Annotated in this window: 17 protein-coding genes; 8 read left to right on the forward strand and 9 right to left on the reverse strand. The window is 70.9% G+C overall.

Translation table 11 applies throughout. The features are described from left to right. Positions 1–2: 2 nt before the first annotated feature. Entirely contained in the window at positions 3–812 is an 810-nt protein-coding gene (locus tag ACFWBF_RS30380; protein ID WP_385607535.1) for a hypothetical protein, read from the reverse strand. A gap of 160 nt (positions 813–972) precedes the next feature. Between ACFWBF_RS30380 and ACFWBF_RS30385 the strand changes: the two genes are divergently transcribed. From ACFWBF_RS30385 to ACFWBF_RS30415, 7 genes are all read left to right on the forward strand, one after another. Beyond that, positions 973–1,581 (forward strand): phosphatase PAP2 family protein, encoded by a 609-nt coding sequence (locus tag ACFWBF_RS30385; RefSeq protein ID WP_385607537.1) that lies wholly within the window; start codon positions 973–975, stop codon positions 1,579–1,581. Positions 1,582–1,611: 30 nt separating this feature from the next. Next, entirely contained in the window at positions 1,612–2,523 is a 912-nt protein-coding gene (locus ACFWBF_RS30390) for an A/G-specific adenine glycosylase (protein WP_385607539.1), read from the forward strand. Between the two features lie 221 nt (positions 2,524–2,744). Then, positions 2,745–3,314, forward strand: a complete 570-nt coding sequence (locus ACFWBF_RS30395; RefSeq protein ID WP_385607541.1) for a SigE family RNA polymerase sigma factor — start codon at positions 2,745–2,747, stop codon at positions 3,312–3,314. Then, entirely contained in the window at positions 3,302–3,976 is a 675-nt protein-coding gene (locus tag ACFWBF_RS30400) for a hypothetical protein (protein ID WP_385607543.1), read from the forward strand. The genes ACFWBF_RS30395 and ACFWBF_RS30400 overlap by 13 nt, the downstream gene beginning before the upstream one ends. Before the next feature lie 25 nt (positions 3,977–4,001). Then, positions 4,002–4,712, forward strand: a complete 711-nt coding sequence (cseB, locus tag ACFWBF_RS30405; RefSeq protein WP_385607544.1) for a two-component system response regulator CseB — start codon at positions 4,002–4,004, stop codon at positions 4,710–4,712. Positions 4,713–4,724: 12 nt separating this feature from the next. Next, positions 4,725–6,038, forward strand: a complete 1,314-nt coding sequence (gene cseC, locus ACFWBF_RS30410) for a two-component system sensor histidine kinase CseC (RefSeq protein ID WP_385607546.1) — start codon at positions 4,725–4,727, stop codon at positions 6,036–6,038. Between the two features lie 43 nt (positions 6,039–6,081). Beyond that, positions 6,082–7,251, forward strand: coding sequence for a LamG-like jellyroll fold domain-containing protein (locus tag ACFWBF_RS30415; protein ID WP_385607548.1), 1,170 nt, complete (start codon positions 6,082–6,084; stop codon positions 7,249–7,251). Between the two features lie 84 nt (positions 7,252–7,335). Here the strand turns inward: ACFWBF_RS30415 and ACFWBF_RS30420 are convergent, their stop codons facing one another. Together ACFWBF_RS30420 and ACFWBF_RS30425 are read right to left on the reverse strand one after the other, a co-directional pair. Next, positions 7,336–7,962: a M23 family metallopeptidase gene (locus ACFWBF_RS30420; RefSeq protein WP_385607549.1), complete on the reverse strand. Its 627-nt coding sequence runs from the start codon at positions 7,960–7,962 to the stop codon at positions 7,336–7,338. A 368-nt stretch (positions 7,963–8,330) separates the two neighbouring features. Further along, entirely contained in the window at positions 8,331–10,856 is a 2,526-nt protein-coding gene (locus tag ACFWBF_RS30425) for an ATP-dependent Clp protease ATP-binding subunit (protein WP_385607551.1), read from the reverse strand. A 463-nt stretch (positions 10,857–11,319) separates the two neighbouring features. Between ACFWBF_RS30425 and ACFWBF_RS30430 the strand changes: the two genes are divergently transcribed. Continuing rightward, on the forward strand, positions 11,320–11,952 hold the full coding sequence (locus tag ACFWBF_RS30430) for an SCO3374 family protein (RefSeq protein ID WP_385607553.1): 633 nt from the start codon (positions 11,320–11,322) through the stop codon (positions 11,950–11,952). On the opposite strand, the gene ACFWBF_RS30435 is transcribed toward ACFWBF_RS30430, so the two are convergent. The 6 genes from ACFWBF_RS30435 to ACFWBF_RS30460 form a co-directional block, all read right to left on the reverse strand. Further along, complete coding sequence (locus ACFWBF_RS30435) at positions 11,931–12,272, reverse strand: Lsr2 family protein (protein WP_385607555.1); 342 nt, start codon at positions 12,270–12,272, stop codon at positions 11,931–11,933. The genes ACFWBF_RS30430 and ACFWBF_RS30435 overlap by 22 nt on opposite strands. Positions 12,273–12,437: 165 nt before the next feature. Then, positions 12,438–12,968, reverse strand: coding sequence for an amino-acid N-acetyltransferase (locus ACFWBF_RS30440; RefSeq protein ID WP_385222320.1), 531 nt, complete (start codon positions 12,966–12,968; stop codon positions 12,438–12,440). A 10-nt stretch (positions 12,969–12,978) separates the two neighbouring features. Beyond that, a complete protein-coding gene (locus tag ACFWBF_RS30445; protein ID WP_385607556.1) occupies positions 12,979–13,434 on the reverse strand; it encodes a BlaI/MecI/CopY family transcriptional regulator in 456 nt (151 codons plus the stop codon). Positions 13,435–13,560: 126 nt separating this feature from the next. Then, positions 13,561–13,734 carry a hypothetical protein gene (locus ACFWBF_RS30450; RefSeq protein ID WP_385222315.1) on the reverse strand — a complete coding sequence of 58 codons (174 nt, stop codon included), beginning with the start codon at positions 13,732–13,734 and terminating at the stop codon, positions 13,561–13,563. A 9-nt stretch (positions 13,735–13,743) separates the two neighbouring features. Further along, on the reverse strand, positions 13,744–14,397 hold the full coding sequence (locus tag ACFWBF_RS30455) for a hypothetical protein (protein ID WP_385607558.1): 654 nt from the start codon (positions 14,395–14,397) through the stop codon (positions 13,744–13,746). Positions 14,398–14,471: 74 nt separating this feature from the next. Then, a complete protein-coding gene (locus ACFWBF_RS30460; RefSeq protein WP_385607559.1) occupies positions 14,472–14,657 on the reverse strand; it encodes a DUF397 domain-containing protein in 186 nt (61 codons plus the stop codon). Positions 14,658–14,919 lie beyond the last annotated feature (262 nt).

Consider the following 14,919-nt stretch of genomic DNA (forward strand, 5'->3'; position numbering starts at 1 on the left):
GGTCAGTCCTGCTTCAGGACGAACGAGGTCCGAGCCACCGGCATGCCGGGGGACTTGACCTCGACCACGTAGGTGTCCGGCGCCGCGGACCCCGCCGGAGGCGTCGCGCACTGGTCCGCCGCGCTGAAGTGCCGGTCCCATTCCAGGGACTGCTTCGTCTCACCCTGCGCCGGGACCCGGTAGAAGACGTTCCCCGCGCTCGACGGGCAGTCCGCCGAGGACCATACGGCCTTGGTGGTCGTCGCCTGAAGAATGGTCAGCACCGCCTGCTTGGGCCCGAGATCGACCTTGCAGGTGGTACCGGAGACGTTGCGCGCGAGGAGTTCGAGACGCGGCTTCTCGTTCGCCTCGTACTCGTTCTTCACGCTCCGCACCTCCCACTGCACCGCCCCCGCCGCACACGTCGGCAGCGGCGAGTCAGCCGGGACCTGGGCCGAACCGCCGTCGCCCGAAGCCGCGCCGGAGCCGCCCGAGCCGGAGCCCGCAGCGCCGCCCGGTTCGCCGTTCTTGCCCGTGCCCGCCGAGCCGCCGCCGGCGCCACCGCTGCCGCCCTCGGAGCCGGTGCCCGACTCGGCCCGGCCGCCCGGGGCCTGACTGATCGCCGGGCCACTGCCCGACGGGCCCGGGGTGATCGCGGTGACGGGCTTGGGCCCGCCCCCGCCCTTGCCGTTCGTACTCGACTTCCCCCCGCCGGAACTGACGGTCCATACGGCGAGGAGCGCGAGGAGCGCGGCAACGGACGCCAGCACAGCCCTCCGTCGCCAGTAGATGGAGGAGGGGAGCGGCCCGACCGGATTGCGCAGAGATCCCACGGAGGGAACTTTACGAGAGTTCACGGCGCGATCCGTGCCCCACATGCCGCGCATACGGCTTGTTTTGGCGATGATCATCTCGCCGGAGGACCGCCGGGCGATCAGAACCGGCCAATCGCCTCACAAAGTCATTAATCCCCTTTCAGTACTCTCGGTGACCATGGACAGTTCCGGCCTTTATCGCGACATCACCGACTTCGCCCACTCCACACCCCCCTGGGTACAGTCGGCCGTCGAGGTCTGGACGAAGTACGGGCTGCTGCTCTTCGGCCTGCTCTTCGTGGCCGTCTGGTGGCGTGCGCGCCGCCAGGGCGACCCCCGGGCCGTCGCCCTCGCCGTCCTGGCGCCGGCGGCGACCGCCCTCGCCTATCTCGTCTCCGCGGTCGTGAAGTCCACCGTGTACGAGGAGCGGCCCTGCCGGGCGGTCGCCGGCGCGGCGGCCTCGCTCGTCACGTGCCCGGCCCCCGGGGACTGGTCCTTCCCCAGCAACCACGCCTCCATCGCCGCCGCGGCCGCCGTCGCGCTCGCCCTGGCCGTCCGCCGCATCGTGCTGCTGACCGTGCCGCTCGCGCTCCTGATGGCCTTCTCCCGCGTGTTCGTCGGCGTGCACTACCCGCACGACGTCGCGATGGGGCTGCTGCTCGGCGGTTCGCTCGCCGCCCTCGTCGTCATCGTGCTGACCGGTCCGATCAGTACGATCACCGCCGCCGTGCGGACGAGCGGCGGCCGTGCCGCCGTCTGGTTCACCGGCCCCGGCACCGCGCGGTAGAGCGGCGCGACGGGCCCGAAACGTGTCAGGATGCCGTCTGCCATGACTGCACCTGTATCCCACGACTCCGCGCACGCGCTGCACTCCCCCGTCATCGCGTGGTTCGACGAGCACGCCCGCGACCTGCCCTGGCGCCGCCCCGAGGCCGGCCCCTGGGGGGTCATGGTCAGCGAGTTCATGCTCCAGCAGACCCCGGTCAACCGGGTCCTGCCCGTATACGAGCAGTGGCTCGCCCGGTGGCCCCGGCCCGCCGACCTGGCCTCCGCGCCCTCCGGTGAGGCCGTACGGGCCTGGGGGCGGCTCGGCTACCCCCGCCGGGCCCTGCGCCTGCACGGCGCGGCCGTCGCGATAACGGAGCGGCACGGGGGCGACGTACCCCGGGAGCACGCGCACCTGCTCGCCCTGCCCGGGATCGGCGAGTACACGGCGGCCGCGGTGGCCTCCTTCGCGTACGGGCAACGGCACGCCGTGCTCGACACCAACGTCCGGCGGGTCTTCGCGCGCACCGCCACGGGAGTCGAGTACCCGCCGAACGCCACCACCGCGGCCGAGCGGCGACTGGCCCGGGAGCTGCTGCCCGCGGACGAGGACACCGCGGCCCGCTGGGCCGCGGCCTCCATGGAGCTAGGGGCCCTGGTCTGCACGGCCAAGAGCCCGGACTGCGCCCGCTGCCCGGTGGCCGGGCTGTGCGCGTGGCGGCTCGCGGGGAAGCCCGCGCACGAGGGACCGCCGCGGCGCGGGCAGACGTACGCCGGGACCGACCGGCAGGTCCGCGGCAAGCTCCTCGCGGTGCTGCGGGAGGCGGTGGGCGCGGTTCCGCAAGCGGTGCTCGACACGGTCTGGGACGAACCGGTGCAGCGCGCCCGGGCGCTGGACGGGCTGGTCTCCGACGGGCTCGTGGAACCGCTGGCGCAGGGGATGTACCGGCTTCCGCAGAGCTGATCCACCACGGAGCCGGCACTGATCCGCCGGGCCGCCGAAGCTGACTCCGAGATTCCGTTTACGTCGGCGAAATCCCAGCTCACGGGCGCTGTTACACAACCTATGGGTGTCCGTGCGCCCACCGAAGGCTGGCCCGCACAGGCCCGTGACAACGCCTCCGTACCTTCGAATCCGTTAGGCAGCGGATGAGCGGTTGCCGGTCGGTACGGAGGCGGTCTGAGATGGCGCACACGGCGCACGGCGAGGTACTCGAATTCGAGGAGTACGTACGCACGCGGCAGGACGCGCTGCTGCGCAGCGCCCGGCGCCTGGTCCCGGACCCCACCGACGCGCAGGACCTCCTGCAGACCGCGCTCGTGCGCACCTACGGCCGCTGGGACGGCATCGCCGACAAGTCCCTGGCCGACGCCTACCTGCGCCGGGTCATGATCAACACCCGTACCGAGTGGTGGCGCGCCCGCAAGCTCGAAGAGGTCCCCACCGAGCAGCTCCCCGACGCCTCCGTCGAGGACGGCTCGGACCAGCGCGCCGACCGCGCCCTGCTGATGGACATCCTGAAGGTGCTCGCGCCCAAGCAGCGCAGTGTGGTCGTCCTGCGACACTGGGAGCAGATGAGCACCGAGGAGACGGCCGCGGCGCTCGGCATGTCGGCGGGAACCGTGAAGAGCACTCTGCACCGCGCGCTGGCCCGCCTCCGGCAGGAGCTGGAGAGCCGGGACCTGGACATGCGCGCGCTCGAACGCGGCGACCACACCATGCGGTACGAGGGGCGTGAGCGGTGCGCGGCCTGAACGGCCAAAGCCTGAGCGGCAGAGGTCCGCTGGTACTGACGTCGGCGGGGACGGTCGTCCTCGTCGGCACAGTGCTGTTCGCGGTCGGCTGCTCCACCGGCGGCACCGGCCTGCGCGACGGCGGCCCGGCCCGTACCGAGTCCGTGGCGAAGACCGGCCCGCCGGCCCCCACCTCGTCGGCCGCCGCCTCCGCCGCCGGCAAGCCCGCGAAGAAGGTCGACCCGGTCGCGCTGCTGAAGGCGGACCCCAAGGTGAGCGCCGAGGTCAAGCGGGACCTCAAGCCCTGCACGGGCAAGGAGTACCCGGTCGACGTCAGCTACGGGAAGCTCACCGGCGGCCCGGCCGTGGACATCGTCGTCAACGTGCTGTCCTGCGCCGACGCGCTGGGCCGCGGCTCGTACGTGTACCGGGCGGACGGCGGAACGTACGAGAATGTGTTCTCGGACGAGCAGCCGCCCGTCTACGCCGAGATCGACCGCGGAGCCCTGGTGGTCAACAAGCCGGTCTACGGGAAGAGCGACGCGCTCGCCTACCCGTCGGGCGAGGACGTGATCACGTACCGCTGGAGCGGGGAGATGTTCACCGAGCAGGACCGGGTCCACTCGGACTACAGCAACGTGGTCGACGGCGGTGTGGCGCCCGCCCCGGCCGTCACCAAGTAACGAAGAACCGAGGCGAGGCTTCCGCATGGCCGAGACCCATGTCCTGTTCGTGGAGGACGACGACGTCATCCGTGAGGCCACGACCCTGGCGCTGGAGCGCGACGGGTTCGTGGTCACGGCCATGCCCGACGGGCTGTCCGGCCTGGAGTCCTTCCGCGCCGACCGGCCCGACATCGCGCTGCTCGACGTGATGGTGCCCGGCATGGACGGCGTGAGCCTGTGCCGCCGCATCCGCGACGAGTCCACCGTCCCGGTGATCATGCTGTCGGCGCGCGCCGACTCCATCGACGTGGTGCTGGGCCTGGAGGCGGGCGCCGACGACTACGTCACCAAGCCCTTCGACGGCTCGGTGCTCGTCGCCCGCATCCGCGCGGTCCTGCGCCGCTTCGGCCACGCCGGCGGACCGCAGAACGGCGGCTCCGCGGGCGCCGAGGAGGACGCCGAGGAGCGCGGCGTGCTGGCCTTCGGTGACCTGGAGGTCGACACCGAGGGCATGGAGGTCCGCAAGGCGGGCGCCGCGGTGGCCCTGACGCCGACCGAGATGCGACTGCTGCTGGAGTTCTCCTCCGCCCCCGGCACCGTGCTCTCGCGCGACCGGCTGCTGGAGCGGGTCTGGGACTACGACTGGGGCGGCGACACCCGCGTGGTGGACGTCCACGTCCAGCGCCTGCGCACCAAGATCGGACAGGACCGGATCGAGACGGTCCGGGGCTTCGGCTACAAGTTGAAGGCCTGAGGCCCCCACGGAATGAAGCGGTTCACTCTCCGCACGAGCATCCGCTGGAAGATCACGCTCGCCATCGCCTCCGTGGGCGCGCTCACGGTGCTCGCGCTGAGTCTGGTGGTGCACAGTGCTGCCCGGGTGTCGATGCTGGAGAGCGCCCGCGAGGTGCAACTGGACCGGGTGCAGTTCATCTCCCGCAACGCCGAGGCCGGGCGCAAGCCCCCCATGGGCGCCAAGCTCAACGACCCGGAGCTGCCCGCCGAGCTGCGCGAGAAGGCACGCTCCGGGCGGCGCGGCACGTACGTCCAGGACAACCCGAACGGGCTCCCGGAGGTGTGGGCCGCAGTACCGCTCGGCAACGGGCAGGTGCTGTCGCTGCACACGCAGTTCCGGGAGAGCGCCAACATCGTGCGCGACCTGGACCGGGCGCTGGTCGTGGGCTCCCTCGCCGTCGTGATCGGCAGCTCCGCGCTCGGCGTGCTCATCGGCGGGCAGATCTCGCGCCGGCTGCGCAAGGCCGCGGCCGCGGCCCAGCGGGTGGCCCACGGGGGTCCCGGGGTACGGGTGCGGGACGCGGTCGGAGGCGTCGTACGGGACGAGACCGACGACCTCGCACGGGCGGTGGACGCCATGGCGGACGCGCTCCAGCAGCGGCTGGAGGCCGAGCGGCGGGTGACCGCGGACATCGCGCACGAGCTGCGGACCCCGGTGACGGGCCTGCTCACCGCGGCGGAGCTGCTGCCTCCGGGCCGCCCGACCGAGCTCGTACGGGACCGGGCGCAGGCCATGCGCGTCCTGGTCGAGGACGTGCTGGAGGTGGCCCGGCTGGACAGCGCCTCCGAGCGGGCGGAGCTCCAGGACGTGGCGCTGGGCGAGTTCGTGAGCCGCCGGGTGGCGGCGCTGATGCCGGAGGCGACCGTACGGGTCGTGGCGGACGAGATCGTCAGCACCGATCCGCGGCGCCTGGAGCGGATCCTCGGCAACCTCCTCGCGAACGCGGCGCGGTACGGGCGGCCGCCGGTGCAGGTGGGCGTCGAGGGCCGGGTCGTGCGCGTACGGGACCACGGTCCGGGCTTCCCCGAGGCGCTGCTGCGGGAGGGGCCCAGCCGCTTCCGCACCGGGTCCACGGACCGCGCGGGCGTGGGGCACGGGCTGGGGCTGACGATCGCGGAGGGCCAGGCCCGGGTACTGGGCGCGCGGCTCACGTTCCGCAACGTGGCGGCCCCGGGCGGCTTCGACCACGAGGGCGCGGCGGCGGGCGCGGTGGCGGTGCTGTGGCTGCCCGAACACGCGCCGACGGCGACGGGCAGCTTCCCCGTCGTCGAGCCTCAGGAGTAGTCGGCCGTTCGCACCTCGCCGCTGATGTCTTAGCATCCGTGCCATGACTGAAGGTACGGATCGCCCCCACAACCCACAGCCGGACCCCGCGACGGGGAACGGCGGATACGGATACCCGCAGGGCCAGATACCCGGCGGCGGCTACGGATATCCGCAGTCGGGGCAGCCGAACCCCTACCCCCCGCAGCCCGGCGCGCCCGGCCAGGCCGGGGCCTTCGGCGAACCGGAGGGCCCGGGCTTCGGGGAGCCGGCCGGCTTCGGGCAGCCCACGGGCTTCGGTGACCCGGCGCCGCTCCAGGAACCGGCGTTCACCCCGCCCCCGCAGCCGGACTGGCAGGCGCTGGCCGACCGCAGCGAGTCGCAGCGCTCGCGCCGCAAGATGCTGACCCTCATCGGCGGCGCCGTCGCCGTGGTCCTCGCCGCGGGCGCGGGCTACCTGGTCTTCACCGGCGGCTCGAACGACAAGCCGCAGGACAACAAGCCCACCACGGCCGCCTCGGGCTCCGCGAGCCCCTCCCAGGGCGGCGAGGACACCTCCCCGACGGTGGCGGGCGAGCCCACCCTGCTGCGCGACCGCGCGAACGCCGGCCCGCCGGTCCAGCTCTCGATGTCCCCGGACGTCGAGCTGGCCAAGATGGGCGAGCGCAACGAGGTCCGCTTCAAGGGCGGCCCGAACTCGTTCGCCCAGGGCGCCGAACCGGCCGTGGACGTCACCAAGAGCTTCACCGTCACCACGCGCATCTACAGCGTCACCGAGACCGGCTCCCGCATGGCGATCAGCCAGGGCGACGGGGACTCGTACTCCTTCGAGATGGGCTTCGAAGTGGTGAGCGGCAAGAAGTCCTGGGTGTTCCGGGTCCAGACCGGCGACAAGGGAGCCGCAGCCACCGCGCAGCAGGTGGTCGTGGAGGCTCCGGACGCGCTGAAGAAGTGGACCCAGCTGACCGGCACGTACGACGCCGAGAAGAAGACGATCGCCCTCTACGTGAACGACAAGCCCGCCGGCACGGCCCAGGTCGGCGGCATCTGGGCGGGCCCGGGCCCGGTGCAGCTGGGCCGGGCGCGCCACCACGGCATCTGGAGCGGCTCGTTCGTCGGCTCCCTCGACCGGATCCGGATCTGGAACAAGACGCTGTCCCCGGAGCAGGTCGCGGTGCTGGACTCCGGCAAGCTCGACAAGCTGGGCAAGCCGACGCACGCCTGGCTCATCTGACGCCGGGAGCCCCGGACCCTGAGGGGTCCGGGGCTCCGGGAAGCTCTGAGGTGCTGCGGGGGCGGGCCGGGGGGCGGCGCCGGGTCAGACGGTGACGCCGGCCGCGCGCAGGAAGGCCACCGGGTTCACGGCGGAGCCGTAGTTCGGGGTGGTGCGGATCTCGAAGTGCAGGTGCGGGCCGCTGGAGTTGCCGGTGTTGCCGGACAGGGCGATCCGCTGGCCCTTGGAGACCTTCTGGCCGATCTTGACCTGGATCTTCGACAGGTGCGCGTACTGGGAGTACGTGTTGTTCGCGTGCTTGATCACGATGGCGTTGCCGTAGGCCGGGCCGTCGCCGCCGCCGTTGGGGCCCGCCTTGACGACCGTGCCCGCGGAGGCGGCGCCGACCGGGGTGCCGGTCGGGACGGCGAAGTCCTGGCCCGAGTGCTTGTGGGACCACATGCTGCCGCCCTTGCCGAAGGTCGCGGAGAGCGTGTAGCGGTCGACGGGCTTCTTCCAGGCGACCAGGGCCGGCTTCGCGGCGGCGACGGCCCCGGCCTTGGCCTGAGCCTTGGCCTGGGCGGCCACCAGCTCGGCGGTCCCGGTCAGGGACGTCTGGGTCCCGTCGGCGAACGCGGCGGTCGTCCCGGCCCCGAGCGCCAGGGCCGCACCGAGAGCGGTGGCGCCGACGGCGATACGGATACGACGGGTGCTGACGCGCTTCGCGGACATGAAGGAGACCTCCGGGGCCGGGGACAAGGACGAAGTGGCCCGTTCGGGCAACAAGCGACCCGGCACACCGATGGGGGTGCCGGGCTTCGCTCATCCTTGGTAACCCGAGGCCCCCGGCTTCCCCAAACCCCGCTCTTACTACCGGGGCTCGTAGGTACCGAAGGAGCCGGCAGTCCTGTTGACCGCTTCCTTGCTGGGACTGGGGTAGGGCAAATCGGACCTGTGGATCTACGAAAGCTCCTAGTAGGTCCGATTTGCCCTGTGCGGCTTGTCACCGCCGGAGGACCTCCGCCCACGAGGCCCGCCCACGACGAAGGGGCGGCCCGGAACCTCGTGGGTTCCGGGCCGCCCCTTGGCGTCGCTACCGCTTACGCGCCCTTGGAGAGGTCCGGGCCGGAGCCCGTGGCCTCGATCGGGGGCAGGTCCGGCAGGGTGGACTTGTCCTCGCCGCGGAAGGTGAACTTGGCGGCCTCGCCCTCACCCTCCTTGCCGACGACCACGATCTGACCGGGACGCAGCTCGCCGAAGAGGATCTTCTCCGAGAGCAGGTCCTCGATCTCGCGCTGGATGGTCCGGCGCAGCGGGCGGGCGCCCATGATCGGGTCGTAGCCGCGCTTGGCGAGCAGGAGCTTCGCGTCGCCGCTCAGCTCGATGCCCATGTCGCGGTCCTTCAGGCGCTCGTCGACCTTGGCGATCATGAGGTCGACGATCTGGATGATGTCTTCCTCGGTCAGCTGGTGGAAGACGACCGTGTCATCGACACGGTTGAGGAACTCGGGCCGGAAGTGCTGCTTGAGCTCTTCGTTGACCTTCGCCTTCATCCGGTCGTATCCGGTCTTGGTGTCGCCCTGGGCCGCGAAGCCGAGGTTGAACCCCTTCGAGATGTCCCGCGTACCCAGGTTGGTCGTCATGATGATGACCGTGTTCTTGAAGTCCACGACCCGGCCCTGGGAGTCGGTCAGACGACCGTCTTCCAGGATCTGGAGAAGGGAATTGAAGATATCCGGGTGCGCCTTCTCGACCTCGTCGAAGAGGACGACGGAGAACGGCTTCCGGCGGACCTTCTCGGTCAGCTGGCCGCCCTCTTCGTAGCCCACGTAGCCGGGGGGCGAACCGAAGAGACGGGAAACCGTGTGCTTCTCGCTGAACTCCGACATGTCGAGGGAGATCAGCGCGTCCTCGTCGCCGAAGAGGAATTCGGCGAGCGTCTTGGAGAGCTCGGTCTTACCGACACCGGACGGGCCGGCGAAGATGAACGAGCCACCCGGGCGCTTCGGGTCCTTCAGACCCGCACGGGTACGGCGGATCGCCTGGGAGAGCGCCTTGATGGCGTCCTTCTGGCCGATGACCCGACGGTGGAGCTCGTCCTCCATGCGGAGCAGTCGCGAGGACTCCTCCTCGGTGAGCTTGAAGACCGGAATGCCCGTCGCGGTCGCGAGGACCTCGGCGATCAGCTCCTCGTCCACCTCGGCGACGACGTCCATGTCGCCGGACTTCCATTCCTTCTCGCGCTTGGCCTTACCGGCCAGCAGCTGCTTCTCCGTGTCACGGAGAGAGGCCGCCTTCTCGAAGTCCTGGGAGTCGATCGCCGACTCCTTGTCCCGGCGCACGTTCGCGATCTTCTCGTCGAACTCGCGCAGGTCCGGCGGCGCGGTCATCCGGCGGATGCGCATCCGGGAGCCGGCCTCGTCGATCAGGTCGATCGCCTTGTCCGGGAGGAAGCGGTCCGAGATGTACCGGTCGGCCAGCGTGGCGGCGGCGACGAGGGCCGAGTCCGTGATGGAGACACGGTGGTGCGCCTCGTAGCGGTCGCGCAGACCCTTGAGGATCTCGATCGTGTGGGGGAGGGAAGGCTCCGCCACCTGGATCGGCTGGAAGCGGCGTTCCAGCGCGGCGTCCTTCTCGAGGTGCTTGCGGTACTCGTCAAGCGTCGTGGCACCGATGGTCTGGAGCTCACCACGGGCCAGCATGGGCTTGAGGATGCTGGCGGCGTCGATCGCGCCCTCGGCGGCGCCCGCACCCACGAGGGTGTGGAGCTCGTCGATGAACAGGATGATGTCGCCGCGGGTGCGGATCTCCTTGAGCACCTTCTTCAGGCGCTCTTCGAAGTCACCGCGGTAACGGGAGCCGGCGACCAGGGCGCCGAGGTCAAGCGTGTAGAGGTGCTTGTCCTTGAGCGTCTCGGGAACCTCGCCCTTGACGATCGCCTGGGCCAGGCCCTCCACGACGGCGGTCTTGCCGACGCCGGGCTCGCCGATGAGGACCGGGTTGTTCTTCGTACGGCGGGACAGCACCTGCATGACCCGCTCGATCTCCTTCTCGCGCCCGATGACCGGGTCGAGCTTGGATTCGCGAGCAGCCTGGGTGAGGTTGCGGCCGAACTGGTCCAGGACGAGCGAGGTCGAGGGGGTGCCCTCGGCCGGGCCGCCGGCGGTGGCCGACTCCTTGCCGCCTCCGGAGTAGCCGGAGAGCAGCTGGATGACCTGCTGCCTGACTCGGTTGAGATCGGCGCCCAGCTTCACGAGGACCTGGGCGGCGACGCCCTCGCCCTCGCGGATCAGGCCGAGCAGGATGTGCTCGGTGCCGATGTAGTTGTGGCCGAGCTGGAGGGCCTCTCGGAGCGAAAGCTCCAGGACCTTCTTCGCCCGCGGGGTGAAGGGGATGTGGCCGGACGGGGCCTGCTGCCCCTGACCGATGATCTCCTCAACCTGCTGGCGAACAGCCTCGAGCGAAATCCCGAGGCTCTCCAGGGCCTTAGCGGCGACACCCTCACCCTCGTGGATCAAGCCCAGGAGGATGTGCTCGGTGCCGATGTAGTTGTGGTTGAGCATCCGGGCTTCTTCCTGAGCCAGGACGACAACCCGCCGCGCGCGGTCGGTGAACCTCTCGAACATCGTTTATCGCTCCTCAGAGCGGTCGGGCAGTTCGGGGTCGGTCCCCGCCCTGTCCTTCCGCATGCTAGTCCCGCGGGGCGGGACAGCTCATTCCAACTGCCGACATCGCTCCGCGGCTCACCCCCGCATCAGCGGGGAAAACCGGCTTGAACTGCCGACAACTGCTCCAACCCGATGGTGCGAGACGATGTTCCCGCAGGCCAGGCAGATACCCGTCACACGTGTACGCCGATGGCGAACGGAAGCCGGTCAAATCAGCGTGTCGCCCCGATCCACTAGGAATGTCTTACCCGTAAGGACTGACACTCCATGCCGGTGGCACCGGTTCCCTCCGCTACGGGCGAACACGTTCGCGTCCCGAATCTCGGACTCCGCCCCGGCGGATGTTTACGTTCCGCATTGGCGTGGGTGCGGTCCGTCACATCGCGCGTAACCCCGGGGCGTTTCGGGAGTTGCTCCGGTCATGGCTCTCACCATCCCGCTGCCCCGTGTCCCGGCGGAGCACGTCCCGGCGGAGCACGTCCCGGCGGAGCACAGCGCGCCCGTGGCACCCTCCGCCCCCTGGGGATCCTGGTACGAACACGTGCTCGGCTGGGCGGTCGCGGGAGGGCCGCCCGTACAGCTCGTCACGGGGGTGCGGTTCGACGTGCTGGAGCTGCCGGCCGACGCCGGGACCGCGGTCCTGCGCAGGCGCGTCGCCACCGGTCCGGTGGCGGTCATGGGGCGCAGGATGCGTTTCCTGGTGGCCCCGGGCGGCGCGGAGGAGCTGGCGGGCCTGCTCGACTGGCTGGAATGGGGCGGGGTGGCCCTCGATCTCACCGCCCTGGGTACGGACGGCCGGATCACCGCTCCGGTGCCCCCGGGGTACCCGGCGGGGCCGGACGCGGAGGGCGTTCCCCGGGGGGCCGCCGTGTGGCTGCGACCCCCCGAGCCGGGGTGCGAGGCATCACTGCCGGCCCTGCCCGGTACGGGGCAGGGCCTCGGACCCGTCACGGGGGACGGGGCCGATCTCGTACGCCTCGTCGCCGCGGCGGCGACGGAATGCCACCGCGCCCGCCTGCGGCGGCGTACGCCTCAGCCCTTGGCGTTCTCGTAGGCCTCGCGGATCTCCGCGGGCACACGACCGCGGTCGTTGACGCTCAGCCCCTGGGACTTCGCCCACGCGCGGATCTCCGCGGTGTCCGGGTTACCGGACGCCGCGGCGGCACGGCCACCCTTGGCACGCCCGGCCGCGGCACGGCCACCGGTGCGGCGACCGCCCTTGGCGTACGGGTCGAGCAGCCCGCGGAGCTTTTCAGCGTTGGCGGTGGTGAGGTCGATCTCGTAGGTCTTGCCATCCAGAGCGAACGTCACGGTCTCGTCCGCCTCGCCACCGTCGAGGTCGTCGACAAGAAGGACCTGAACCTTCTGTGCCACCGGATTTCCTTTCATCGAAAATGCAGTACGCGGAAAGGAAACCGCTTTTGCCTGGAAAACACAAACCCCCCGGGGAAGGTTCGAGACCGCAACGGGGCGGGAAACGTGCGCGATTCGGACATAGGCCACAGGTGTGCGGACCGCGGGAAAAGCCGCCGTGATCGTTCAGAGGTGCAGAAGCATCCGACTGTTGCCCAAGGTGTTCGGCTTCACTCGTTCGAGACCGAGGAACTCGGCAACGCCCTCGTCATAGGAACGCAGGAGCTCCATGTAGACATCGGTCTCGACCGGCGTCTCCCCGATCTCGACGAAGCCGTGCTTCGCGAAGAAGTCCACTTCGAAGGTCAGGCAGAAAACCCTGCTCACCCCGAGCCGGCGGGCGGTGTGCAACAACTTGTCCAGCACCAGATGCCCGACTCCCCCGCCCTTCAACTCGCGGTCGACGGCGAGAGTGCGTACTTCGGCGAGGTCTTCCCACATGACGTGGAGAGCGCCGCAGCCCACCACCTGGCCGTCACCGACGCGTTCCGCGACCCAGAACTCCTGGATGTCCTCGTAAAGGACGACCGGGGCTTTGTCGAGCAGGATCCTCTGCTGCACGTACTGGTCGAGCAGGCGGCGCAGCGCGGGAACATCACCGGTGCGCGCGCGGCGGATCGTCACGGTTTTTGCATCTGCAGCGGAAAACTCTCCCATGCCCCGGACGCTATCGCCCCGGTTCGGGCCGCTGCTCGGCGGCGTCCCCCGCGGGGGCGGCGGGTTCGGCGCTCTCGGCTGCTTCGGCGGGCTCTTGCGCCCCTTCGGCGGGCTGGACGATCCGTACGGCGTCGCGCAGTGCCTCTCGCTGCTCGGCGGACATCATGCCGAAGAAGGCCACGAGGGCGGCCGCGGGGTTGTCGCTCGTCGACCACGCTTCGTTCATCAGTGCGGCCGAGTAGGCGGCACGGTTCGAGACCGCCGTATATCGATAGGCGCGGCCTTCCGCTTCTCGGCGGACCCAGCCCTTCTGATGAAGATTGTCCATAACGGTCATGACCGTCGTGTACGCGATGGACCGTTCCTGCTGGAGGTCTTCCAGCACTTCCCGAACAGTGACCGGGCGGTTCCACTGCCACACCCGCGTCATGACGGCGTCTTCGAGTTCTCCCAAGGGGCGAGGCACAACAGCACGATAGTGCGGGATGTCGGGAATTGCCCGACTATTCGGCCGACAACGCGCAACAAAAAGCGGGCGTACGGCCCGCAAGCGCCGTACACCCGTCCTTGCGTTTGCGGGGCCGCCGCCCGGCTACTCCTGCGGCTTCGCCTGCTGGGCGCCCTCGGCGCGAGCGAGCACGGCATCGACCGCCGCGTCTTCCTTCGCCTTGTTGGCACCGCCCTGGCTCTTCACGATCGTCACGACGAGGGCGATGAAGAACACGGCCATCACGAACGGGGGCACGAGCGCGGAAACGTAGTCCATGGCCCCAGCCTAGCCAGCGCTGCGGCCGGAAAGGTTCACCGGGTCGCAGCCCTGGCCGACGGCGCGGCGGGCCGCCGGGGGCGGGGTGGGCTTGCGGCGTGGCGGGAACACCTCGCCGGGCGTCGGAATGGGCCGCTCCTTGGGCTGCTCGGGCTCCTGCGGCCGCTCGGGCTGCGGTTTGCGCGGGGCGGTGCGCGGCTCGTCCTCCTTGCCGCCGGCCAGAGCCAGCAGCCGGGTGCGGGGCGCGGGGGGCGTGGAGAGCCTTCGGCGTACGGAGCGCTCCGCGACGCCCTGCGCCCGGTCCAGTAGCGCGGCCGCCACCGGGTTGGCGCGCAGCGCGCGCAGGGCGGCGAGGTCGTCGGGCACGGGCTCGTACCCCGCGGCCAGCGCGTCCTGCAGCAGCTCCAGGAAGCCGGAGAGGCTGCCGGGCAACGCCGCCCGGTAGCGGGCCAGGTCGGCGAGGAGGAACTCTCTGAGCCGCCCCGCCTCCTCGGCCGCGTCGTCCACCGACTGCGCGAGGCGCAGGCAGTCCTGGACCTCCGCCGCCGTCAGTGGGGCCGTGGAGGACTGAGACTGAAGGGCATGGGCGAGCGAACGCCTGAGCACGAGCAGCTCAGCTGCGCTGAACGCCATGCCGCCGCGGGATCCGTAAGGCGTGGGCATGGGCCGAAGATACGCGCTAATCGGACAAAATCCCCTGAGGAGGGCGTTGGCGCGGCGTGGCGGCGGCGGCCGGGTCAGCCGGACTGCTTGACGGCGCGGAGGAAGTCCGCCCAGGCGGCCTGGGTCGTGGCGAGCACGAGGTGCGCGGGGTCGGCGCGGTCGGCGACCCGTACGAGGGCGCCGGGGGCGGCGGCGACGTACACGCAGGTGTCTCCCTCGCCGCAGAACGACGACTTCTGCCAGACGGGCTGAGTGGTCATGTGTGTCTCCTCCGACAACGGCGCCGGTAATTCCCGTGGAGGGACGGTAACCCCACGGCGGGTTCCAGCCGGGGTGTTTCCGGCTGATTCGGTGGGTCGCACCGAGGCGGCCGCCCCCTTTTGTCGCGCTCCGGGCGCCCCCGGGCGCCTCCGGCGCGGACCGCTGGTGCTGTGGCCGGAAAGGTTTGCCGGGTCGCGGTGTCCGGCGCGGTGCATCGCAAGGCGGAGGACCGCGTCTCGTACTGGACGTACTTGCGCGGTC

It is taken from the genome of Streptomyces sp. NPDC060028 (assembly GCF_042736725.1).
Taxonomy (GTDB): domain Bacteria; phylum Actinomycetota; class Actinomycetes; order Streptomycetales; family Streptomycetaceae; genus Streptomyces.

Bases quoted from the DNA above. Each gene is read 5' to 3' on its own strand.
- cseB (WP_385607544.1), top strand. From the start codon at position 4,002: ATGGCCGAGACCCATGTCCTGTTCGTGGAGGACGACGACGTCATCCGT.
- ACFWBF_RS30395 (WP_385607541.1), top strand. From the start codon at position 2,745: ATGGCGCACACGGCGCACGGCGAGGTACTCGAATTCGAGGAGTACGTA.
- ACFWBF_RS30390 (WP_385607539.1), top strand. From the start codon at position 1,612: ATGCCGTCTGCCATGACTGCACCTGTATCCCACGACTCCGCGCACGCG.
- ACFWBF_RS30385 (WP_385607537.1), top strand. From the start codon at position 973: ATGGACAGTTCCGGCCTTTATCGCGACATCACCGACTTCGCCCACTCC.
- ACFWBF_RS30450 (WP_385222315.1), bottom strand. From the start codon at position 13,734: ATGGACTACGTTTCCGCGCTCGTGCCCCCGTTCGTGATGGCCGTGTTC.
- ACFWBF_RS30455 (WP_385607558.1), bottom strand. From the start codon at position 14,397: ATGCCCACGCCTTACGGATCCCGCGGCGGCATGGCGTTCAGCGCAGCT.
- ACFWBF_RS30425 (WP_385607551.1), bottom strand. From the start codon at position 10,856: ATGTTCGAGAGGTTCACCGACCGCGCGCGGCGGGTTGTCGTCCTGGCT.
- ACFWBF_RS30415 (WP_385607548.1), top strand. From the start codon at position 6,082: ATGACTGAAGGTACGGATCGCCCCCACAACCCACAGCCGGACCCCGCG.
- cseC (WP_385607546.1), top strand. From the start codon at position 4,725: ATGAAGCGGTTCACTCTCCGCACGAGCATCCGCTGGAAGATCACGCTC.
- ACFWBF_RS30420 (WP_385607549.1), bottom strand. From the start codon at position 7,962: ATGTCCGCGAAGCGCGTCAGCACCCGTCGTATCCGTATCGCCGTCGGC.
- ACFWBF_RS30460 (WP_385607559.1), bottom strand. From the start codon at position 14,657: ATGACCACTCAGCCCGTCTGGCAGAAGTCGTCGTTCTGCGGCGAGGGA.
- ACFWBF_RS30430 (WP_385607553.1), top strand. From the start codon at position 11,320: ATGGCTCTCACCATCCCGCTGCCCCGTGTCCCGGCGGAGCACGTCCCG.
- ACFWBF_RS30440 (WP_385222320.1), bottom strand. From the start codon at position 12,968: ATGGGAGAGTTTTCCGCTGCAGATGCAAAAACCGTGACGATCCGCCGC.